This is a genomic window from uncultured Chitinibacter sp. (genome assembly GCF_945957625.1).
In the GTDB taxonomy this organism is placed as follows: Bacteria; Pseudomonadota; Gammaproteobacteria; order Burkholderiales; family Chitinibacteraceae; genus Chitinibacter; species Chitinibacter tainanensis.
This window is the reverse complement of record NZ_CAMFLP010000004.1, coordinates 216,536-236,870: the sequence shown is the minus strand read 5'-3', so window position 1 is coordinate 236,870 and position 20,335 is coordinate 216,536. Positions and strand designations below refer to the sequence as shown.

Below are 20,335 nucleotides of genomic sequence, written 5' to 3'. Positions count from 1 at the left end.
CACAACATCCACGACAGACAACAGCACCGCGAACCAGCCGCGCCCAAGCCAGCGGTGTAGCAAACCAACCCCAAAAACAAAGCCCAGCTACGCTGGGCTTTGGTCATTCAGGCATAGAGACAATCGTAGATCGATTGCAGATTAATTTGAACTGAGGGTATATCGCTCAGGTACTTTGAAATGAAAGGGTTGGGCAATATACCCGCACGGGGTTACAAGGCAAACCTTTGCCGCAGAGGGGCTGGCAGGCGTGCAAACAGCGGGGAAAAGTCGGTGGCATCCATCAAATTTTTAAGCTGCAAGCCCAGCTCGGTATCGCCACTAATCCGCAAACGGCGTTGGAAGAATAGCGTATCGGGGTCTTCTTGCCGGCGTGCGAGTATCCAGTAGTCAGCGAGACTTGCTGCAAAGCAGACATCGGCGGGCGCTTGGCTGGCGATAAAGCGGCCATTGGCAAAGCTGTAACTGAGGCCGCAGCCGAGATCGCTGACTTCGAGGCGAACAGTGCGGCCCTCTAACCAGCTAAAGTCTTCTTCTGGCCATAGCGGTTGTTTCACCCAGTTTAGGGTTTGGCTCAGGATGAATGCGGGTGGTTGCTCCGGCAGCTTTTGCAGGGCTTTTTGTACTAGGGCAGGTAACTTGACCATTAGATTGTCTCCAACTGAGCCGTCGGGCGAATGCCAGCTTGGCCGTGCCAATAACCGTTCACGATGCCTTCGGGGTGAATTTGCTGCCAGTCGATGGTATGAGGCTGGGTATTGATCTGCGCGCTATAGGCGGCAATGATTTCGGCGGTATACCCCGGCTGCGGGCTGATGCGTAGGTAATCGATGCCTTGCAGTTGTGGGATGTCGGCAATCAAGGCATGACAGGCAGCGGATTGAGTCTGGATGCCATTCAGGCGCAAGAACGCCTGCCCCTCGCGGGTGTGGAGGGCTAGCCCAATGGGGTGATCCAGGCATTTGAACTCACAGGCGTCTTTGTTCAGATCATAGTGGCGCGCGGTAAAGCAGCGGGCGGAAAACGCCAAGGGCAGGTGCCCGTGCGCAAACAACTCGGTTTCGAGTGTACTGGTGCGCTCGGCCAGGATTTGCGTCACCATACTTTGGCTGGCTTCCAGCGGCGGTAGCCAGCGCACCGCGCCAGCTTGGGCGTGCCAATCTAGCGTGTTGCCGTTATAAATATTCAAATGCGTACCGGCCACATAGGGGATCTCGCTTTGCCGGGCCACGCGTATCGCCCCCAGATCATTAGCTTCCAACCAGCCACCCGCGGCGGCCAGGCGGCGCAGGCTACTCAGATCTGAGCCCGACTCCAATACCGCTTGCGAGCTAAAAACTACCTGCTTGCCCTGTTGCGCCAGCTCTTGGCCGAGGGCCAGCCAATCGGCGGTTTTTAATTCATGGCGGCGAGCACAAACGACTTCGCCCAGATAAATGGTGGCCACTGGCCAATCGGCGGCGGCGGCATAAAAATCGAGCACTTGCTGGCGTGGCCAGTAGTACAAAATAGGGCCCAGAGTCAGTTGCATGGGGCTACTCCAATTAGGTCAAGTCACTCGCCATTAACGCCAGGGGCGGCTGTAGGCGCCTAGCGTCTGTTGATGGCCTTCCGAGACTTTGTTCAATGCCTGTTGCCACGCCGGTTTGACCGAATAGCGTGGGTCGGCGGCGGCATCCAGTGCGGCGCGTAATGTTTTGGTGACTTCGGCGGTATAGGCAGGGCTGCGCTGCCGGCCTTCCACCTTGATGGCTTTGACGCCGATGCGCAGTAATTCGGGCAAAACGGCGAGTGCATTCAGGCTGGTGGGTTCTTCCAGTGCGTAATAGGTGGCGTCGTTGACTTCAAAGCGCCCTTTGCACAGCGTGGGGTAGCCGGCGGGCTCATCAGCGGCAAAATGGTCAATCAATATGCCATTCAGCCGTGTTGACATGGTATCGCCCTGTGGAATCCATTGCACATGGCTTGCAGGCGAACACACCCCATGGGTATTGGGTGATTCGCCGGTGGCGTAGCTGGATAAAATACAGCGGCCTTCCGCCATCACACACAAACTGCCAAAGCCAAACACTTCGATTTCCACGGGCGTGTTTTTGATCACGTATTCCACCTGCGGCAAGGTCAGTACCCGGGGCAAGACCGCACGCCGAATGCCAAAGTAATCGTGGGCCAGATTGACGGCCTCAAAATTGGTGGCCGAGCCTTGCACCGATAAATGCCGATGCAAGGTAGGGTGAACACGGGTGGCGTAATCCAGCAAACCGAGGTCGGCCAAAATTACGGCGTCGGCACCGGCATCGGCGGCGGCATCAATGGCGCGATGCCACTCGGCCACGCGGCCGGCTTGGGCATAGGTGTTGATGGCGATCAGTACACTTTTGCCGCGCTGTTTGGCGTACTCGATGCCGGTTTTGATTTGGGCGTCGGTGAAATTGAGCCCGGCAAAATTGCGGGCGTTGGTGGCATTTTTAAAGCCCAGATACACGGCATCGGCGCCATGGTCGACCGCGGCTTTCAATGCGGGCAGGCTGCCGGCCGGACAAACCAGCTCGGGCAGGGCAGTAGCAGGCATGATGGGGCCTCTTTCGTGCAGATGCGTACAAAGACGGATGAAAGAGCTTAGGCCGCTGCACTGGCCAGAATGTTAATCCAAGTCAAGGTTTAGGCCTTCTGCGGCGCGAATCTGCCCAGTGTTGCGGCGCGCAAAACAGCCGAAAAGCGGCTAAAACCGCGAATTAGGTAAATTAATTAGGGGATTAGTGCAATTCTGGCTTGGCGTGCGCGCTGTCTTGCTAGAAAATACGGGTACGCATCTTATTGGCTACAGGCGAAGTTGCCAGCTACCCGCTCGCAACTCGACACCTAGAAGGGACTACACAATGAATATCGCAATGATCGGTTTGGGTAAAATGGGCGGCAATATGGCACGCCGTCTCGCGCGCGGCGGAGCCAATGTATTGGGCTTTGACGTCAGCGCTGAGACTCGGGAGGGTTTGGCTAAAGAAGAAGCCAACTTCCGTGCTTTTGCCTCTGTACCTGAGCTGATCGCTGCGCTGCCTACCCCGCGCGTGGTATGGCTGATGTTGCCATCGGGCGAGATCTCTGAAGCGGCTTTTGCTGAAATGAAAACGCTGCTGGCCCCGGGCGATCTGATCATCGATGGCGCCAACGCGATGTACAAAGACAGCCAGCGCCATGCGGCTGAATTGGCTGAGCTGAATATCAAATTCGTTGATGCCGGCGTTTCTGGCGGTGTGTGGGGCCTGCAGAATGGGTATTGTTTGATGTTTGGTGGCGATAAAGATGCCGCTGAGATCGCAACGCCATTTATGAAAATCCTGGCGCCTGCCGCTGATCGCGGCTGGACGCACACTGGCCCAGCTGGCTCTGGCCACTTCACCAAAATGCTGCACAACGGTATCGAGTACGGCATGATGCAGGCCTTTGCCGAAGGCTTTGCCATGCTGAAAGCGAAAAAAGAATTCGATCTGGATGTGGCTGAAATCGCCGAAACTTGGCGTCATAGCTCAGTAGTGCGCTCTTGGTTGCTGGATCTGGTGGCTGAGTCGTTCTCGCACGATACCGAACTCGAATCGCTGAACCCATTTGTACCTGATTCAGGTGAAGGCCGCTGGTCGGTGCTCGAATCAGTGGAGTTGGGTGTACCGGCGCCGGTGATGGCAACGAGCCTTTACTCGCGCTTTGCTTCACGTGGCAACGACGATTACGCGATGAAAATGCTGTCGCTGATGCGTAATGCCTTTGGCGGTCACGCCATGTCGAAAAAATAAGCGGCCTGCCTTGCTGCAGAAATAAGCTGTCACGCGATCTAGACGATCCAGGAGAAATCAGCAGCCGGCTGCAACCCCCTGCGTCGGCTTAAACCGCGTAGACCACACAAAACGCCATCATCGATGGCGTTTTTTTACGCCCATTGTCTCGCCATTTCGCGGTAATCCCGCGATAATTGCACCTCTTTGATTGTTTCGCGGAATCAACGCCATGCACCATCAGCACATGCTCAAATCTTACGTTTATCACGGCCTAACGGCGGGTCCCAAGCTGGTGGTGTTGGGTGCCGTGCATGGCAACGAGATTTGCGGCCCGATCGCGATTGAGCGCGTGATGAACGAGCTGGATTCCGGCCAATTGGTGCTGCAACGCGGCCAGATCACGTTTATTCCGGTGACCAATCCGCTGGCGCATGCCAAAAATGAGCGCAATGGCGATCGCAACCTGAACCGCAATCTACGCCCGAATGCGTTGCCGCATGATTTTGAAGACCGCATCGCCAATATGCTATGCCCGATCTTGGAGCAGCAAGACGTGCTGCTGGATCTGCATTCCACCACCAACCCACCGGGCGAGCCATTTATTATGCTCGGGCCTGAAAACAACGATGGCGAACTCTCGCCATTTTCTCGTGCCGCAGAAGAAGAAGCGCTGGCAATGCGCCTTGGCCCTAAACGCATTGTGGAAGGCTGGCTGGAAACCTACGCCGAAGGCGTGAAACATCGCCTGGCGCACAGCAAGGCCAGCGAGCGCGCGCACATGCTCAGCACCGACCCAAGCTACGGCGTGGGCACCACCGAATACACCCGCGCTCACGGCGGTATCGCGCTCACGCTGGAATGCGGTCAGCATCTGGACGCCGACGCGCCCGAAGTTGCCTATCAGGCCATCCGCAATACCATCGCCCATCTGCATCTGGCCGATGAGCCAGCCCCTGCGGTGCAAACCGAGTTTGAATTGCTGAAACTCACGCAAGTGATCGATCGCCATGATCTGGGCGATGCCTTTGTAAAAACCTGGGCCAGCTTCGATAAGCTGCACGCTGGCGATCTGATCGGCCACCGCGCGGATGGTAGCGCGGTGACCGCGCCTGCCGATGGCTATATTTTGTTCCCCAATCCCGCTGCTAATCCGGGCAATGAGTGGTTCTACTTTGCGCAGCACAGCGATCGCTTGGTTGATGGCATGCACTCCACTCGCACGGCCTGATAGGTATAGCCCGCTGGGGCAGATCTGGATTGGCCTCTGGCTATATACCCAAGCCGCCTGTTCGCAGGCGGTTTTTTATTGGCCCGGCGCAGCCAAACCTGCGCTGGCGCGATAGTGCCGGGTGGGGCAAACACGGTAGCATCAGGGCTTCGCTGATTGCCGCCCAGGTGTTGCCATGTCTGCCCAATCCGTTACGGCCTTGCTGGATGATATCCAATTTGTAAACCCGCCCCTGCATGCCATCGTGCAAGCCGTGCGCCAGCGGGAGCAGCAGCTATTTCCCCATTGTGGCGAGGTGGTGAAATATGGCGGCATTTTGTTCACCGCCGAGGTGCAATTTGCTGGCGTATTTGCCTATCAGGCGCATGTATCGGTGGAATTTGGCCACGGCGCGCAGATCGCCGATCCATTTGGTTTGCTCGAAGGTCAGGGCAAAGGCCGGCGGCATCTCAAATTACGCACCCTTAGCGATCTGGATGACAAACATTTGAGCGAATATTTGCAGCTGGCGCAGCAAGCGGCGCGGTTGGCGCAGGCCTAAATCGTTCGCCCGACTATCCCGCGGGCAGAAATAACAACGCCTGCCCGCTCGGCGGACAGGCGTGTGCTGAAGAGGCCTACGCGAGCGGATTACAGCTTGCGTGGGTCAAAGTTGTTGTACTTTTCCAGCTTGAGCGCAGTGGCGATTTTTTCCCAGCTGGTGAATTTCAGATTGGTTTGCGCGGTTACGCCATCCAGATTATTCAGATCGTCGTTGTAGCCGTCCTGAGTCACCAGTAAACCAAACGGATAACCTGGCAATTGCAGTGCCACCACATCCGCGCCATCACATTCCTGCACCCCTTCGGTATTGCCATTCGGCCCCTGGCTGAGACGGAAGCCTTGCTTGAGCACCGGTTTGGCACTGCCATTAAGGGCAAACACCACAAAGCTATCGTCATACGGCGCATCGCTGACATTCGGTGCACCACCGTGGGCGCCGCCCTGGCTCGAAGCGATCAGATAGCCGGTGCCATTCGGGCCGTAATAAATGCTCAGGCCTTCCAGATCGCGGCTGATTTTGCTCTCTGGGTTAAAGAAGCTGTGTTTCACCACGGTGGCTGGCGTGCCAGTGGTGTAGGTTTCGCGGCTACTGCCGCGAGTTTCGTACACTGGCTGGGTATCGGCCTGACCGGTTTTCAGGTCCACCCGCCAGATACCCACGTCTTCTTGGCCCGCATAGAGCATGCCATTGCGCTGATCGACCACCATGCCTTCAAATTGCGGGCTCCAGTCGCGGGTGGCATCCAGATCATTGGTTTCGCGCAGATTTTGCCCGCGCCAGCTGTATGGGAAGCGCCAGTCGCGGCCCGCCACCGCCACCACATTCACGGTGCCACCGGCTTCGGCGATCAATTCAAACTGACGAATACGCGCCTGTTTACGCTGATTCACCAGCACAAAATGTTTGCCGCTGGCTTTGTCCGAGAAATGGGTAATGCCATAGCCGGTGTTTTGTTTGGATACTGCAATCGCCGCATCTTTGCTCGCGTCGCTTTCGCTACCCTCGGTCGGCACGGTCGGGAACAGGCGCAGCGGGGTGGCCGAAGTGATATCGCTCAGTGGTGTGGTGCTGTTATTCGGATCGATTTTCCATACCCGGATCAAATCCTGGCCACGGTCGGTGGCGATGGCCAGATCGACGGTGCTGTTATCGTCCAGCTTAAAGCCATACACGATATCGACGTTGTTGTAGCGGCTTTTGCCTTTGCTATCGTTATTCAGCGCACCCGGACCGATGCTCTGCACCAATTGCCCTTGCAGGTCATAAACCCGCATCCCGCCATCTTTGATGGCCGTTACGACTAAACTTTTCGTGCTTTGGCTGGGGTGCACCCAAATGGCTGGATCATCCACATCGCCAGCGGCGCTCAGCACATTTTCGGTTTCGGCATCAAAGCTGACCGCGCTGACGGTATAAGGCTGCACGGTCGGAGCCGGGGTCGCCGTCGCAACCGGCGTGGCCGTCGGGGCCGGCGTCGCAGCCGGATCAGTGATATCGCCGCCACAGGCGGTTAAAAGGGCGCTGAGCACACTCAGACAAAACAAATGGCGCATATTTTTGTAAGTGGGTTAGGGAAAACCCGAGGAGCTTACGCAGCAAAGCTTACAAATTTGTGGCGGATGCGTGATGGAATGATGACGATGGCTAGCCGCTATATATCAATGAGGCCGACCGATCGCCGCACTGCTATTGGGGTATATGGCCAATGAGTTTTTTAGCGTTGATCCTTGGTCATATACAGGCATGGGTATTTTGATCTCATTGTTAACTAAGAGAATATTTGAGTAAGATGACCGCTGAAAAAAATCAGCACGCAGTCAGTTTTTCTTGGCTTGGATGTGTGCGCCGTAAAAAAGTAAAGGGAGAAGGTCTATGCCGTTATTGCTAGTGGGGTGGGTGGTACAAATTTTCTTGATTATCCATGTGGTGCGCACAGGGCGGCCCACATGGTGGATTTGGGTGTTATTTGCCGCCCCCTTTATTGGTGGTCTGGCCTATTTTGTTGTTGAATTGCTGCCGGGTAGTCGAGCAGAACGGCAGGTGGCCAAGAAAGGGCGTGACCTCGTCAAATCGCTTAACCCTGATCTTGATTTGCGCCGCCGTGCTCAAGAGCTGGCCATTTGTGGCAGCGTGGATAACAAACGCAAATTAGCGGAAGAATGCTTGGTGCGGGGGATGCCGCAAGATGCCGTTGAGCTTTACGCCAGTACCTTAGCCGGCCCGCATAAAAATGACCCGAACTTGCTGTTTGGTCTTGCCCGTGCGCATTTTGCCAATGGCGATGCCGCGGCGGTTGAACGTTTGCTGAATCAGCTTGAGGGCGAGCATCCGCAGTTTCAGCGGGAAGAGCGGCAGTTGCTGCGGGCAAGAAATGCAACTTATGGCGATGATGTTCCCGCGGCATTGGCGCAATTAGCGGCAGTCAGCCAAAACTACTCTGGGCTAGAGGCCGCCTACCGCTACGGCGAATACTTGCTGCAGGTGGAGCAGGGGCGGGCGGTGTTGCAAGAGTTAATTGCGAAAGCCAAGCGGTTTAATATCCGCCACGATGAAGAGCTGTATTGGGTTAAGCAAGCCAAACGCTTATTAAGTCAGTCACGCTGACCTAGTCGCAATCACCCTCGCCAAACGCGCCCCAGTATCAGCCGTAGCGCTGCTGCGCTACGACCGCCAGTCCACAGCCCACACTACCAAAATGATCGCCCTCCACCGCGCGGGCGGTGGGGAAGGCGGCGGCGAGGGCGGTGCGCAGGGCGGGCACGGCGGATGAGCCGCCGGTGAAAAACAGCGTATCGACCGCTTCGGGCGCGACACCGGCTTGCGCCAGCGTGGCCAAGGCGGCTTTGCATACGCGCTGGATTTCCTGTGCCACCGCGCTTTCAAATTGGCCGCGGCTGATGGCGGCGCTAAGGCCGGTTTCGGCCTCGGCCAGATCGAGCTGGGTCAGTGCCTCGGCCGAGAGGGCGATCTTGGCGGCTTCAACCCGCATGGCCAGCTGGTGGCCGGCCTGATGGCGAATCACATTCAGCAGCCGCTCAAAGCGCACCTGATCGACCACTTCTGGCGAAATATCCTGGAAAGTGCGCCACATTTTGCGGGTATAGGCCAGCTGAATGGTGTGCCAGGTAGCAAGGTGGAAAAACACCCCGTTCGGAAATTCGGCGTTATTGCTCAGCAAGCTGCCCATGCCTAGCTCGGGCATGACGCCGGCCAGCGATAGCCGCTTATCAAAATCAGTACCCCCGATATGTACACCGCCACTGGCTAATAAATCTGAGCTGCGGTCAGCCATACCCCTGCGCTGGGGTGAGAGGCGCACCAGCGAAAAGTCGGATGTACCCCCGCCAATATCAATCACCAAGACCAGCTCTTCCTGCGTAATGCGCTGCTCGTAATCATGGGCGGCGGCAATCGGCTCGTATTGAAAGCTGACTTCTTTAAAGCCCAGCTGGCGGGCGATCTGGCTGAGGGTGTCTTCGGCTTGCTGGTCGGCGCTGCGATCTTCATCGACAAAATACACCGGCCGCCCTAGCACCACGGCATCAAACTGCTGGCCAGCGGCTTGTTCGGCGCGGCGTTTCACTTCGCCGATCAGTGCGCCGATCAATTGCTGGAAGGATAAATGCCGGCCGCCCACTTCGGTGCCGGTGTCCATCAGGCTGCTGCCGAGCAGGCTTTTGAGCGAGCGCATCAGCCGGCCTTCGTAGCCTTCCAGGTATTCCGCGAGCGCGGCGCGGCCAAAGGCCATGCTGTCTTCTTCCAGATTGAAGAACACCGCCGAGGGCAGCGTGAGCTTGCCATCTTCCAGCGGCAAAAGGCGCGCGCCATCCGGGTGGTAGAGGCCAGCAGTGGAATTGGAAGTGCCAAAATCAATGCCGCAAGCGGCGCGGGATACGGTCATGCAAACAGGTCCGAAGGGGGCGAGGGGGCAGCAAGGCTACGCGGCAGCGGGCGGGGCGTCAAATCGGTGTGACCAAAGACAGGTCAAGCTGCTTGTCTGGTTGCCCAGTGGCGCGAGCCAGCCCGCAGCTGGGCTGGAATTGAGCCGCAACGCCAGCGCGTTTTGCAATACAATAGCACTATCCTATCCCCCATTTCGGACGCGAAATGATTTTTTTCTGTGGCGACACGCATGGCCGGTTCGAGCATGTGATCCGCGCGGTGCACACGCATCGGCCGGACGCCATTGTATTGCTGGGGGATATTCAGGCGCAGCGCCCGCTGGAAGACGAGCTGGCGGCGATTCTGGCGCTGACCGAAGTCTGGTTTATCCACGGCAATCACGACACCGATACCTTCTACGATTACGCCCATCTGTTTGATTCGCCACTGGCCGAGCGCAATTTGCATGGGCGGGTGGTCGAGATTGCCGGTCGCCGGATTGCCGGCTTGGGCGGGATCTTTCGCGGCCAGATCTGGATGCCACCCGCGCCGCCCAATTACCCCAGTCAGGCGCATTATCTGGCGCATTGCGGCCAGAGCAATCACTGGCGCGGTGGTCTGCCGCGCAAACATCGCAGCACGATTTTTTATGCCGATTACCAGGCATTAGCGCAGGAACGCGCAGATATTCTGGTGACGCACGAGGCCCCAAGTTGCCACCCTTATGGCTTTCAGGCGCTGGATCAGCTGGCCAATAAGCTGGGCGTGAGCACGGCTTTTCATGGCCATCAACACGATTGCCTCGATTATCGGCCGCATGATGCCCGGCTGGGTTTTCGCGCCTATGGCGTTACCCTGCGCGGCATCACCGACGAGCACGGCAATATCATCGATCCGGGCATTCTGCCCGACTAAGTCCCTACGCAGTGCTGTGGCCGGCTTCACGCCGGCGCGCAGCTCAATTCAGCCGAGGTTCAGCCGCGGCTTTCCATACTGGCGACTCTGTGTGTGAAGGAGTTGTGCAATGTGGTCATCCCTTTCTTTGGTGAGTGCGCTGGCGCTGGTGAGTGCCATGGCACAGGCGGCTAGCCCCGCGGTATCGGTGCGGGTGGGCGACCCTGATTTTTATGGCCGCATCGAGTGGGGCCAGCCGCAACGTCCGGCTGTGATCGTGGATGAGCCGGTGCTGATTCACCGCACCCGCTATGACGATGCCCCGGTGTATTTGCGCGTGCCGCCCGAACATCGCCGAGCCTGGGGCCGCCATTGCGGCTATTATCGTGCCTGCGCCCGGCCGGTGTATTTTGTGCAAGAGCGCTGGTATCGCGATACCTATTGGCCGCAGCGCGGGCGCTGGGAAAAGCATGGGCGCTGGCGGCATCATCATCATGATAGGCGGGGACATCCCCGCTGGGAGCGGGATGATTGATGCTAGGTCAATTTTATTGACTTAATCTTGATTGGTGTATTGTGGGGTATAGCCGTTAGTTCCTTTTAGATAAAGGAGCTGGCGGCTATACCCTTTGTTGTTTCTGGCCTGCGGCATGGTGGCAGGCATAGAAATGACTTTTACGTATTGATAATTGTTATCAATATCACTATAGTGTTCGCCTCTGTAGTGATAATGATTATCAATATGAAATTGAATCTGATCGCGCTCAGCCTGCTGGCTCTGCCAGCGCTGGGGCAGGCCGATACCGAGCTCGATACCGTGGTGGTTAGTGCGACCCGTAGCGAGCGCTCGCAAGCCGATGCGCCGGTGAAAACCGAAGTCGTTACCCGTCAGGAAATCGAGCGCACCCACGCCCGCACGTTGACGCAAGCGCTGGAAAACATTCCCGGGCTGCAGCTGCGCGAAATTCATGGCAAGTCAGGCTACGAGCTTTCGCTGCAGGGGCTCAATAGCGATCAGGTGCTGGTGCTGATTGATGGCTTGCCGATTTCGGCCAGCACAGGCTCGACGGTGAATCTGAGCCAGTATCTGGTGGGCGATATCGAGCGGATCGAAGTCATCAAGGGCGCGGCCTCGGCGCAATACGGCAGCTCGGCGATGGGCGGGGTCATCAATGTGATTACTCGCCGTACCCAGCCCGGCCTGAGGGGCAATCTGGATTTAAGCGTGGGCAGCTATGGCGAGCAAAACGATGCGGGCCGCGCCTTAGCCCCCGGTCGCAGCAGCGGCCGTGCCCAGCTGGCGGCGGGCAATGCCAACTGGCGCCTAGCGGCGCAGGCCGAGGTGCTGGACGATCAGGGCTTTGCGCTCGATCCGGCCGGCTGGAGCCGGCAGGGCGATGCCATGCGGCGCGAGCAATACGGTGCGCGACTAGATTGGCTGCCAGCGGCGGGGCTGCAGTTTTGGCTGGATGGCAGCCGTTACCTCGAAAACGACACCCAGCGCTACCAGACGTACGCGCCACCCAAATATATTCCGCAACAAAAGCAGGAAGAGATCACCCGCGATCGCTGGGTGGCGGGTGGGGAATGGCGCTTTGCCGGGCATGGTCGCCTGAGCGGGAATTGGTTGCACGAGCAATACGATACCCGTTCGGTGGCGCAGGCCAATGGCGCGCTCACCGGCGATCGCCGCGCGCGGCAAACCTTGCAGCAAGCCTCGCTGCAACTCGATTTGCCGGCATGGTATAGCCAGCTATGGCAGGTGGGGATTGATCTGCGGCGCGATACCCTGGCGCAATTAAATAATGGCTACAGCGAATTGCAGCGCAGCGGCATGGCCGAGCGCGAAAGCCGCGAGCTGTATCTGCAAAATGATGTTTTCCTCGGCGACTGGCTGGAGCTGGTGGCCGGCCTGCGCGCACAGCATGATTCCGATTTTGGTGGCCACGCCGCGCCCAAGCTGGCGCTGAAAGCCGATCTGCTCAATACCGCCGAGCAGCGCCTGGTGGGCCGGGCCAGCTGGGGGCAGGGCTACCGCGTGCCCAATCTGAAAGAGCGCTACTACCTGTTTGACCACAGCGCGCTGGGCTATATGGTGCTGGGCAATCCGGCCCTGCAACCCGAGCGCTCGAATAGTTACCAGCTGGGGCTGGATTGGCACTGGGGTACTACGCTGGCGGTGCAGGCCAATGCCTTTTACAACCAGATTCGCGATCTGATTCAGGTCGATCAGGATCAGGCCACCGTGGTGCAGGGCGTGGCGCAATACCGCTACGAAAACCTCGCTAACGCTCGCACGGCCGGGCTGGAGCTGGCTACCCAATGGCAGGCGCTGCCAACGCTGGCGCTCAATGCCGCTTACACCTACACCCATACCCGCGATGAGCAAACTGCCCAGGCGCTGACGCGGCGGCCCGAACATATTGCCCGCTTTGGCTTCGATTGGACGCCGCGCGCCGGCAGCACCCTTAGCTGGCGTACCCAATGGCAAAGCCGCGAGCTGGTAAGCAGCGCCAGCCAAGCTTATTCACCGGCCTGGAGCAAAAGCGATCTGAGCTTTAACCAGCAGCTGGGGCGCGATCTCACCGCTTATGCCGGCATCAGCAATCTATTTAACGCGCAGCGCGACTTTAGCGATGCCAATGATTTCGGCCCACTGGCCGGCCGCTTTGTTTATCTCGGTGCCCGTTATCAATGGGGCGCCGGTTCAACCCCAGGGAAGGAAGCACCATGAAACTGAGATTGCTGGCGCTGGGTAGCGCCCTCGTACTGACGGCGTGTGGCGGTGGCGGGCTGGATACCCCAGTCGCCGTGGCCACCCCAAGCCCCGCGCCTACCGCTGCGCCAACGGCGGCGCCGGCCAAAGCCGTGCAATGGCAGGCGCAATTGCCTGCCGCAGGTAGCGCCGTGTGTTTTGATTTTGACGCGGGTAGTGAAGTGGCGTGCAGCACCGCCAATTGGGATCTGAAACTTGCTAGCGCCACGCGCGGGGTATCGCTGTGGAGTAATAGTGGCGAATCGGGCAGCGGCAAGGGTGGGGTGTTTGGTAGCCCATTCGATTACACCTGGAGCGCACTGCAAAAATGGCAGGCCGGCTTGCTCGACCCAACAACCGGGCAGGCGATTCCAGACACGCTGTATCTGAAAGACACCGCCGATAGCGTCTTTACCGGCAGCAATGGCATTCAAAGCAAGGCCTTTGAATATGGCGTGGGCGGCAGCAATGATCACAAGCTGTATCCGAATTTCCGCGTGTTCTTGGTGACCACCGACCATAGTGCGGCGAGTGCCACGGGCAATAGCACATCCCCGGTGTATGTGCTGCAAATGACCGGCTACTATGGCGGCCCAAGTGGTACCACCTCGGGGTATCCAAGTTTCCGCTGGGTTGACCGCAGTGTGGCCGGCGCGCCTGTGCGCACTGAGCAAGTCGATGCCCGCACCGGCTGGGTGTATTTCAACCTCACTAGCGGGCAAGCTGTGGCGGCGAGCGATGCATGGCATATCGCCTTTAACCGCTACAACGTGAAACTCAATAGCGGCACTTCGGGCACTGGCAAAGTCGGTGGCTTCCTCGCCAAAACCCCGGCGGGCTTCTACGCCGCCGATGGCAGCACCCCGGTGGCGGCGAAATTCACCGAAAACAATATTCTGGCTACGACCCTGCCTGACCTCACTGCCAGCGATTTGCAGCTGCCCACCCAAGCCAGCCAGTGGAAAAAAGACAGCGTGGCTTCCAAGCTCAACCCGGCTTATCAGGGCAATTACCCCGGCAAGCTCGATTTTGGTTGGTATAGCTACTACCCGGTGGCCAACGGCGCGATTGTGGCGCACAGCCAAGTGGCCAACCCGGATCGCGGCACGCTGCTGCGCTCGGCCGAGGGCAATAGCTACGCCCGCGTGCGGCTGAAGGAAATCCGCTACGCCACGCCGGGCAATGTGAGCAGCCAGCAAACCTGGCAGTTTGAATTCGAAACCTTGCCCGCGAACAAATAAGCCTCGGCGGCGCCCGCTGCAGCGCTGGCTGGCGGGCGCAAACCAAGCCTTTCTCTTTACGATCCGGCTGGCGTGCTGTGGCGCGCCGGCCAGCCTATTGCACAGGAAATTGAACCATGAATGCCATTACTTTTGCGGCCCAAGCTTCGGCTTTGCAAGCCAGTTACCAAAGCCTGAAAGACGCCGAGCCCAAGCTGCGCGCACGCGAGGCCGCTAAACGCCTGCAAGTGAGCGAGGCCGAGCTGGTGGCGGCGCAATGCGGCGTGACGGCAATCCCGCTGCAGGGCTTGCCGCAGGCCATGTTCCGCGCTTTGCCCCCGTTTGGCCGCGTGATGGTGCTAAGCCGCAACGAGCATTGCGTGCACGAGCGCCACGGTGAATACGAAGACCTGCACTGCGAAGACAAACCGGTGGGCATGGTATTGGGCAAGGATATTGACCTGCGTATGTTCTTTAACAACTGGGTGCATGCCTTTGCCGTGACCGAAGGTGAGCGCCGTAGTGTGCAGTTTTTTGCCGCGGATGGTGAGGCGGTGCACAAGGTGTATCTCACCGAGCACAGCAATGCGAGCTACTGGACCGAGTTTGTCGGCCGCTTTGCCGCCGAAAGTGCGACTTGGCCACAAATTACGCACTATCCGGCCGATACCGCGGCCACCGCAGTGGCCGATCCGGCCGCATTCCGCAAGGCTTGGCAGGCTCTGACCGATACGCATGGCTTTTTCCCGCTGCTGAAAAAATTCAATGTCAGCCGTTTGGCCGCTTTGCAGGCTGCTGGCGCCGATTTGGCGCAGCAAGTGGCGCAGGATGCCGTAGAGACGATGCTGAGCCGCGCTGCCGAGCAAGCTTTGCCGATTATGTGCTTTGTGGGCAATCGCGGCATTGTGCAGATTCATTCGGGCCAGGTGGCCAAATTGCTGCGCACTGGCCCGTGGTTCAATATTCTTGACCCCGATTTCAATCTGCATCTGAACACCACCGCCATTGCCTCATGCTGGGTGGTGAATAAACCGACCGATGATGGCTGGGTGACTTCGCTAGAAGTGTATGCCGCCGATGGCGAGCTGATTGTGCAGTTCTTCGGCGTGCGTAAACCGGGCGTGCCAGAGTTGCCCGCTTGGCGTGCGCTGCTGCGTGATTTGTGCAGCCAGCCTTTGGCGGAGTAAGCCATGCGTTTTGTGTTGTCATTATGGTTATTGGCCAGCGCCTTGATGCTGGGGACAGCGGCCAGCTTTGCCGCGCCTCCGCAGCGGGTAGTGAGCCTCGGTGGGCCGCTGACCGAGATTGTGTACGCCCTCGGTGGCGGCGCACAGCTGGTGGCGGTGGATCAGTCGAGTATTTATCCGACGGCGGCTGCGCGCCTGCCCAAAGTCGGTTACTACCGGCAGTTTTCGCTCGAAGGCGTGGTGGCGATGAAGCCCGATCTGGTGCTGGCCTCGGATCAGGCCGGCCCGCCGGAAGCGATTGAGCAGCTGCGTCGTCTGGGTTTGCGGGTGGTGGTGTTGCCGGCCAAGGCCGATCTAGAGTCACTACAGCGCCGGATTTATGGCGTGGCTGGGGCTTTGCAATTGAATCAGGATGGCAAAACGCTGGTCAGCCGCTTGCAGCGCGAGCTTGCGGCGGTACCCAAGCTTGCTGGCCAACCACGGGCGCTGGTGCTGATTAGCCGTACCGGCCAGCCCGAGGGTGCCGGCAAAGACACCGCCGCCGATGCCACGCTGCGGCTGGCGGGGTATCGCAATGTGCTGGCCCAGCAGCAAGGCTATAAGCCGCTGTCGGCCGAGGCCATTGCGGCGCTCAAGCCCGAGGTGATTATCACGTCGAGCATGTCGCTGCAAAGCTTGGGTGGGCTGGATAAATTGCTGGCCTTGCCTGGTTTAGCGCACACCAGCGCGGCCAAACAGCGCAAAGTGCTGGTGCTGGATGACTTGCTGTTGCTGGGCTTTGGTCCACGCTTGCCAGAAGCGATTCGCGCCTTGCGGCAGCCGGCCCTGCCCGCCGCCACTGCGGTGAGCGCGCCATGAGTCAAAGCTTGCGCGCGCCCTTGCCGATAATGCCCGGCCCGGTTGGGTTTGCCTGGCTGTGGCCGGTGCTGCTGGCGGTATTGCTGCTTTTGCTCTTGCTGTCGGCGGCTAGCGGTGCCGTGGAAATTCCGCTGGCGGAGTTACCGCGCGTGGTGCTGGGCCATAGCACGGCGGCCGAAGCCGAGCTGTGGCGCTCGATCGTGCTGGAAGTGCGCTTGCCGCGGCTGCTGTTTGCCGCGCTGGCCGGGGTCGTGCTGGCGCTGGCGGGGGCGGTGATGCAGGCGCTGTTTCGTAATCCGCTCGCCGAGCCAGGCTTGGTGGGTATATCGTCCGGTGCTTCGCTGGGTGCGGTCTGCGCGATTGTACTGGGTGGGGGTAGTTTTACTTTGCTGGCCAGTAGCGCCTTTGTAGGGAGCTTGCTGGCCACGGCGGCGGCCTATCATCTGGGGCGACGGCATCCGGGCATGGCGGGCTTATTACTGGCGGGCATTGCGATTAATGCGGTGTGCGGCAGCTTGATTGGGCTGTTTACCTATCTGGCCGATGATAATCAGCTGCGCAGCCTGACTTTTTGGAACATGGGCTCGCTGGCTGGCGCCAGCTGGCCGCGACTTTTAGTGTTGTTGCCGCTGTTGCTGCTGCTGAGTGCGCTGGTGCTGCGCTACTGGCGGGCGCTGAATGCCTTGCTGCTGGGCGAGCGCGAGGCGCTGTATTTGGGCTTTCCTTTTAAAAGCATTCGTCGGCAGCTGATTTTGCTGACAGCCTTGCTGATTGGCCCGCTGGTGGCGGCCACCGGTGGCATTGGCTTTGTGGGCCTGGTGGTGCCGCATGTGGTGCGCATGCTGCTGGGCGCAGATCATCGGCGGCTGTTGCCGGCGGCCATGCTGGGCGGGGCGATTGCGCTGGTGTTGGCCGATTGGCTGGCGCGTACCGTGGTGCAGCCAGCGGAATTACCGATCGGCATTGTCACCAGCTTGGTGGGTGGGCCGTTTTTCCTGTGGTTGCTTTTAAGCCGGAGGCGCTGATGCTGCAATTAGACCAAGTGAGTTTTCAGCGCGGTGAGCGACCGATTTTGCGCGGCATCGATCTGACCCTGCCGTGCGGCGAAATCACCGCCATTCTCGGGGCCAATGGGGCGGGGAAATCCACGCTCCTGCAGCTTTTGACCGGAGAGCTGGCGCCCAGCGCCGGGCGCGCGCTACTGGATGGCCGGCCCCTGGCGCAATGGCCCGCCGCCGAGCTGGCGGCGCGGCGGGTGGTGTTACCGCAGCAAGCGCAGCTAACTTTTCAGCTGAGCGCGCATGAGGTAATTGCCATGGGCGGGTATCCGTTCCCGCTGCTTAGCCCCGCCGAGATTCGCGCCCTGCTGTTGCAAGCGGCGGCGCTGGCGGATGTGAGCGAGCTCTTGCTGCGACCGTATCCGCAGCTATCGGGCGGCGAGCAACAACGGGTGCAGCTGGCGCGGGTGTTGTTGCAAACCTTGGCCGCACTGCAGCACAGCACGCAGCCGGTATATTTGCTGCTGGATGAACCTACCGCCAGCCTTGATCCGCGCCATCAGCAGCATGTGCTGGTGCAGTTGCAAAGCTTATTGGCTAGCCTGCCGGCTGGGCAGCAGCTGGCGGTGGGCGTGATTTTGCATGATGTGAATCTGGCCGCACGGTATTGCCAGCGGCTGGTGCTTTTAGCCGCGGGGCAGTTGGTGGCCAGCGGGCCGGTGGCGCAAGCACTCACCGGCGCGCATCTGGAGCAAACTTATCAGCTGCCCGCCACCGTGCTGCCGCATCCCTTGCATGTGGGGCAGCAGCTGGTGGTGTTTGCCTAAAAGCCCAGCCACTGCTGGGCCAGCTGATTGAGCAGGCGGCCGGGCAGAAAGGCCAGGCTGCCGGCCACCACCAGCGCGCCGATATATACCCCGCGCATTTTGGCGCGATGCACCGCAATCTGCCCCCGCCGCGCCGCCAGCACCGCGGTGGGAATCTCGTACCATACCAGCAGGCTAAACAGGTGAATCAGCCCCCAGTGGCCAAACAGCACCGGGCCAATGCTGGCCGGGATTAACAGCGAAATCGTTGCCGTGCCCAGCATCAGCAGCGCATACACCCGCCCCAGCCAGCGATGCAGCGCATCCCCTTTGCGCCGCCACAACAGCCAACTACCCAGCCCAAAGGCCGGCACCACCGTGGCCAAGTGCCACTGGACTAAAACAGGGATGGACATGCAGGCTCCTGTCGCTTACTAAGCGGGAAGTTGTTATTGCTGGACACGCGCTTTGAATGAACTAAGCAAGGCCCAGGTGGGGTCTGGTTCGTCACTGATGTTCAGAGCCAGTTGAGCCGCTTGAGCTGCTAGCGTGGCGGCATGGCGAAACTGGGCAGCATGGTTGGTGTAGTAAATCCAGCGGCGCTGATTATTGCCCGTGGAGATGAGTACCAACTTACCTTGCAGTGTTGCTACCAGCTGGGCCTGTATCGCGTCTTCAAACTGGTAAGCCCGTTTTAATTGGGCCTCACTCGGCATACCCTGACTGCCCTGGTATTGCCATCGCAGCGTCATCACGGTGGGGAGGTTTTGGATTTCAGCCGGTGTAGCTAGGTCAGCAATAAAACGATGAACGATCTTCCACCCATCCGTGGGGCGAATTGACACTGCGGTGGCCCAGAGATCGCCTGCCCGCACGGCATTGGTCGCAAAACACAAAATTATACTCAGGAGGAGCTGTTGCATAGTCTCGTTTTGGCGTGAGCATCAGCAAGCAGCTGGCGCGCGATCGGGGTCAAGGAAGGAGTTGCTTATTCGTTTGGCATGTTACCGATCACTCAAGGCCAGCCACAATGCCAGAGCGTGAGTTTTGGCAAGAAACGCACATCGACCAGAGTAGTGTATCGGGCGATGTGGAAGGCGAATGGTCGCACTTGCGTGCTTACACCAGCACCAAATGGTTATCCCATTTTTGCTGGGTATAGCCCGCTAGCCTTTGAATGGATTGGTCTGCAGCCTGATACTGGTAGAGACCACCTTCTTCGCTGCTAATCCAGGCTTGCTGGCCGCGGCTGGCGATGCCTGCGGGGCGGGGGACGGCGAGGGCGGGTAAGGGGCTGCCGTTGCTGCGCCAGCGGGCCAGCTGGTTGCCGCGCATGGCGCTGATGAGAAATTCGTTCCCCACCGCCGCAATGCTGGCGCCGTAGCCCATTAGCCCGGCGGGCTGCTCGGCGAGGATCAGCCGCTCGCCACCGGGTGGCAGCAGGGCCAGCAGCGGCGCATCGCGATGCTGGCTGGCGCTGGCATATTCGGCCTGCATAGCAATCCCCAGCGTGCCGTCGCTGGCGCGAGCCAGATGGCGCAGGCTGAGGGCTTTATCCGGCAGGCTGTAATTGGCCAGCAATTTACCCGATGGCCATTCGAGCAGCGCCACGCTTGGGTTCATGGCGCCGCGATTGAGCTTGGTGCGGCCGGTTTCCGGCAGGGTGAGAATCCCTCCATTGGCCACCGCCAGTATCTTGCCCGGTACTAACCAGAGCAATTCATGCGGGCCAATGCCCCCGGAGGGTATTTCGCCCAGCCGCTTCAAAGTGTGTGCTTCGTAAATGCCCAGTAGGCCAGCGCAGGTGTCGTCGTTGTTTTCGGTGGTCAATAAGGTTGACGCATCGGGGGTGAGCAGGGCGTGGCCGAAAAAGTGCCGGTCAAACGCCGCATCAGCCAGCTGCAGTAACTCGCCGCGCTGCCAGTTGATGCGGGCTAGCCACAATCCCAGCCTGCGGCTAATCACAATCGCCTCGCCGTCGGGCAAGGGCAAAATGGCGTGGCCACGGCTAGGTAGGTCAACCCCTTTGCCATTGATCGCGCCAAAGCCATTGACGGTCTCGCCCCAGTAGGCACTCAGCAGGGTGGGCGCGGGCTCGCTGGCTTTCACCCACGGGCTAAGCAGCGAAATGGCGCTAATTTGCAGCGAACAGCGCAGAAAATCGCGGCGGCTAGGCATGCATCACCATCG

General features: G+C 59.3%; 20 protein-coding genes. 12 read left to right on the top strand and 8 right to left on the bottom strand.

The window, feature by feature from the left end:
* Positions 1-212: 212 nt before the first annotated feature.
* Genes QV747_RS07810 through QV747_RS07800 form a run of 3 tightly spaced genes read right to left on the bottom strand, consistent with a single transcriptional unit; the run spans position 213 to position 2,572 of the window.
* The gene (locus QV747_RS07810; protein WP_047394865.1) at positions 213-647 is read right to left on the bottom strand and encodes an SCP2 domain-containing protein; all 435 of its coding nucleotides are present in this window, start codon (positions 645-647) and stop codon (positions 213-215) included.
* On the bottom strand, positions 647-1,531 hold the full coding sequence (locus QV747_RS07805; protein ID WP_273430205.1) for a U32 family peptidase: 885 nt from the start codon (positions 1,529-1,531) through the stop codon (positions 647-649). The genes QV747_RS07810 and QV747_RS07805 overlap by 1 nt, the downstream gene beginning before the upstream one ends.
* A 33-nt stretch (positions 1,532-1,564) precedes the next feature.
* Positions 1,565-2,572: a peptidase U32 family protein gene (locus QV747_RS07800; protein ID WP_273430203.1), complete on the bottom strand. Its 1,008-nt coding sequence runs from the start codon at positions 2,570-2,572 to the stop codon at positions 1,565-1,567.
* A gap of 307 nt (positions 2,573-2,879) precedes the next feature.
* Here QV747_RS07800 and gnd point away from each other — a divergent pair, with 307 nt between their 5' ends.
* The 3 genes from gnd to QV747_RS07785 all read left to right on the top strand — a co-directional run bounded on the left by gnd (position 2,880) and on the right by QV747_RS07785 (position 5,542).
* On the top strand, positions 2,880-3,791 hold the full coding sequence (gene gnd, locus QV747_RS07795; protein WP_273430201.1) for a phosphogluconate dehydrogenase (NAD(+)-dependent, decarboxylating): 912 nt from the start codon (positions 2,880-2,882) through the stop codon (positions 3,789-3,791).
* 211 nt (positions 3,792-4,002) lie between these two features.
* Complete coding sequence (locus tag QV747_RS07790; protein WP_273430200.1) at positions 4,003-5,001, top strand: succinylglutamate desuccinylase/aspartoacylase family protein; 999 nt, start codon at positions 4,003-4,005, stop codon at positions 4,999-5,001.
* A gap of 175 nt (positions 5,002-5,176) precedes the next feature.
* A complete protein-coding gene (locus QV747_RS07785; RefSeq protein WP_273430198.1) occupies positions 5,177-5,542 on the top strand; it encodes a DUF1801 domain-containing protein in 366 nt (121 codons plus the stop codon).
* 89 nt (positions 5,543-5,631) lie between these two features.
* Here QV747_RS07785 and QV747_RS07780 read toward each other — a convergent pair whose 3' ends face one another.
* Positions 5,632-7,098 carry a phytase gene (locus QV747_RS07780; protein ID WP_273430197.1) on the bottom strand — a complete coding sequence of 489 codons (1,467 nt, stop codon included), beginning with the start codon at positions 7,096-7,098 and terminating at the stop codon, positions 5,632-5,634.
* A 319-nt stretch (positions 7,099-7,417) separates the two neighbouring features.
* Here QV747_RS07780 and QV747_RS07775 point away from each other — a divergent pair, with 319 nt between their 5' ends.
* Entirely contained in the window at positions 7,418-8,149 is a 732-nt protein-coding gene (locus QV747_RS07775; RefSeq protein WP_273430196.1) for a tetratricopeptide repeat protein, read from the top strand.
* A gap of 37 nt (positions 8,150-8,186) precedes the next feature.
* On the opposite strand, the gene QV747_RS07770 is transcribed toward QV747_RS07775, so the two are convergent.
* Positions 8,187-9,446, bottom strand: coding sequence for an Hsp70 family protein (locus QV747_RS07770; protein WP_273430195.1), 1,260 nt, complete (start codon positions 9,444-9,446; stop codon positions 8,187-8,189).
* Positions 9,447-9,652: 206 nt separating this feature from the next.
* On the opposite strand from QV747_RS07770, the gene QV747_RS07765 reads away from it, so the two are divergent.
* The 8 genes from QV747_RS07765 to QV747_RS07730 all read left to right on the top strand — a co-directional run bounded on the left by QV747_RS07765 (position 9,653) and on the right by QV747_RS07730 (position 18,166).
* Positions 9,653-10,342 (top strand): metallophosphoesterase, encoded by a 690-nt coding sequence (locus QV747_RS07765; RefSeq protein ID WP_273430193.1) that lies wholly within the window; start codon positions 9,653-9,655, stop codon positions 10,340-10,342.
* Positions 10,343-10,451: 109 nt separating this feature from the next.
* Positions 10,452-10,856 (top strand): hypothetical protein, encoded by a 405-nt coding sequence (locus tag QV747_RS07760; protein ID WP_273430192.1) that lies wholly within the window; start codon positions 10,452-10,454, stop codon positions 10,854-10,856.
* A 207-nt stretch (positions 10,857-11,063) separates the two neighbouring features.
* Entirely contained in the window at positions 11,064-13,055 is a 1,992-nt protein-coding gene (locus QV747_RS07755; protein ID WP_273430190.1) for a TonB-dependent siderophore receptor, read from the top strand.
* Positions 13,052-14,317 carry an HmuY family protein gene (locus QV747_RS07750; protein ID WP_273430188.1) on the top strand — a complete coding sequence of 422 codons (1,266 nt, stop codon included), beginning with the start codon at positions 13,052-13,054 and terminating at the stop codon, positions 14,315-14,317. Before QV747_RS07755 ends, QV747_RS07750 begins: the two co-directional genes overlap by 4 nt.
* Before the next feature lie 116 nt (positions 14,318-14,433).
* Positions 14,434-15,483, top strand: coding sequence for a hemin-degrading factor (locus tag QV747_RS07745; RefSeq protein WP_273430186.1), 1,050 nt, complete (start codon positions 14,434-14,436; stop codon positions 15,481-15,483).
* Between the two features lie 3 nt (positions 15,484-15,486).
* Positions 15,487-16,341 carry a hemin ABC transporter substrate-binding protein gene (locus QV747_RS07740; RefSeq protein WP_273430185.1) on the top strand — a complete coding sequence of 285 codons (855 nt, stop codon included), beginning with the start codon at positions 15,487-15,489 and terminating at the stop codon, positions 16,339-16,341.
* Positions 16,338-17,366 (top strand): iron ABC transporter permease, encoded by a 1,029-nt coding sequence (locus tag QV747_RS07735; RefSeq protein ID WP_273430183.1) that lies wholly within the window; start codon positions 16,338-16,340, stop codon positions 17,364-17,366. The genes QV747_RS07740 and QV747_RS07735 overlap by 4 nt, the downstream gene beginning before the upstream one ends.
* Complete coding sequence (locus tag QV747_RS07730; RefSeq protein WP_273430182.1) at positions 17,366-18,166, top strand: heme ABC transporter ATP-binding protein; 801 nt, start codon at positions 17,366-17,368, stop codon at positions 18,164-18,166. The genes QV747_RS07735 and QV747_RS07730 overlap by 1 nt, the downstream gene beginning before the upstream one ends.
* Here the strand turns inward: QV747_RS07730 and QV747_RS07725 are convergent.
* From QV747_RS07725 to QV747_RS07715, 3 genes are all read right to left on the bottom strand, one after another.
* Entirely contained in the window at positions 18,163-18,561 is a 399-nt protein-coding gene (locus QV747_RS07725; protein ID WP_273430180.1) for a DUF2306 domain-containing protein, read from the bottom strand. The two genes, QV747_RS07730 and QV747_RS07725, sit on opposite strands and share 4 nt — an antisense overlap.
* Positions 18,562-18,594: 33 nt before the next feature.
* Complete coding sequence (locus tag QV747_RS07720) at positions 18,595-19,068, bottom strand: DUF695 domain-containing protein (RefSeq protein WP_273430179.1); 474 nt, start codon at positions 19,066-19,068, stop codon at positions 18,595-18,597.
* A gap of 196 nt (positions 19,069-19,264) precedes the next feature.
* Positions 19,265-20,323, bottom strand: coding sequence for a DUF1513 domain-containing protein (locus QV747_RS07715; RefSeq protein ID WP_273430178.1), 1,059 nt, complete (start codon positions 20,321-20,323; stop codon positions 19,265-19,267).
* Between the last annotated feature and the right edge of the window lie 12 nt (positions 20,324-20,335).

Coding starts and splice junctions, on each gene's coding strand:
- QV747_RS07775 (WP_273430196.1), top strand. CDS start 7,418: ATGCCGTTATTGCTAGTGGGGTGGGTGGTACAAATTTTCTTGATTATC.
- QV747_RS07755 (WP_273430190.1), top strand. CDS start 11,064: ATGAAATTGAATCTGATCGCGCTCAGCCTGCTGGCTCTGCCAGCGCTG.
- QV747_RS07715 (WP_273430178.1), bottom strand. CDS start 20,323: ATGCCTAGCCGCCGCGATTTTCTGCGCTGTTCGCTGCAAATTAGCGCC.
- QV747_RS07785 (WP_273430198.1), top strand. CDS start 5,177: ATGTCTGCCCAATCCGTTACGGCCTTGCTGGATGATATCCAATTTGTA.
- QV747_RS07760 (WP_273430192.1), top strand. CDS start 10,452: ATGTGGTCATCCCTTTCTTTGGTGAGTGCGCTGGCGCTGGTGAGTGCC.
- QV747_RS07790 (WP_273430200.1), top strand. CDS start 4,003: ATGCACCATCAGCACATGCTCAAATCTTACGTTTATCACGGCCTAACG.
- QV747_RS07770 (WP_273430195.1), bottom strand. CDS start 9,446: ATGACCGTATCCCGCGCCGCTTGCGGCATTGATTTTGGCACTTCCAAT.
- QV747_RS07800 (WP_273430203.1), bottom strand. CDS start 2,572: ATGCCTGCTACTGCCCTGCCCGAGCTGGTTTGTCCGGCCGGCAGCCTG.
- QV747_RS07735 (WP_273430183.1), top strand. CDS start 16,338: ATGAGTCAAAGCTTGCGCGCGCCCTTGCCGATAATGCCCGGCCCGGTT.
- QV747_RS07805 (WP_273430205.1), bottom strand. CDS start 1,531: ATGCAACTGACTCTGGGCCCTATTTTGTACTACTGGCCACGCCAGCAA.
- QV747_RS07720 (WP_273430179.1), bottom strand. CDS start 19,068: ATGCAACAGCTCCTCCTGAGTATAATTTTGTGTTTTGCGACCAATGCC.
- QV747_RS07765 (WP_273430193.1), top strand. CDS start 9,653: ATGATTTTTTTCTGTGGCGACACGCATGGCCGGTTCGAGCATGTGATC.
- QV747_RS07725 (WP_273430180.1), bottom strand. CDS start 18,561: ATGTCCATCCCTGTTTTAGTCCAGTGGCACTTGGCCACGGTGGTGCCG.
- QV747_RS07810 (WP_047394865.1), bottom strand. CDS start 647: ATGGTCAAGTTACCTGCCCTAGTACAAAAAGCCCTGCAAAAGCTGCCG.
- QV747_RS07780 (WP_273430197.1), bottom strand. CDS start 7,098: ATGCGCCATTTGTTTTGTCTGAGTGTGCTCAGCGCCCTTTTAACCGCC.
- QV747_RS07745 (WP_273430186.1), top strand. CDS start 14,434: ATGAATGCCATTACTTTTGCGGCCCAAGCTTCGGCTTTGCAAGCCAGT.
- QV747_RS07750 (WP_273430188.1), top strand. CDS start 13,052: ATGAAACTGAGATTGCTGGCGCTGGGTAGCGCCCTCGTACTGACGGCG.
- gnd (WP_273430201.1), top strand. CDS start 2,880: ATGAATATCGCAATGATCGGTTTGGGTAAAATGGGCGGCAATATGGCA.
- QV747_RS07740 (WP_273430185.1), top strand. CDS start 15,487: ATGCGTTTTGTGTTGTCATTATGGTTATTGGCCAGCGCCTTGATGCTG.
- QV747_RS07730 (WP_273430182.1), top strand. CDS start 17,366: ATGCTGCAATTAGACCAAGTGAGTTTTCAGCGCGGTGAGCGACCGATT.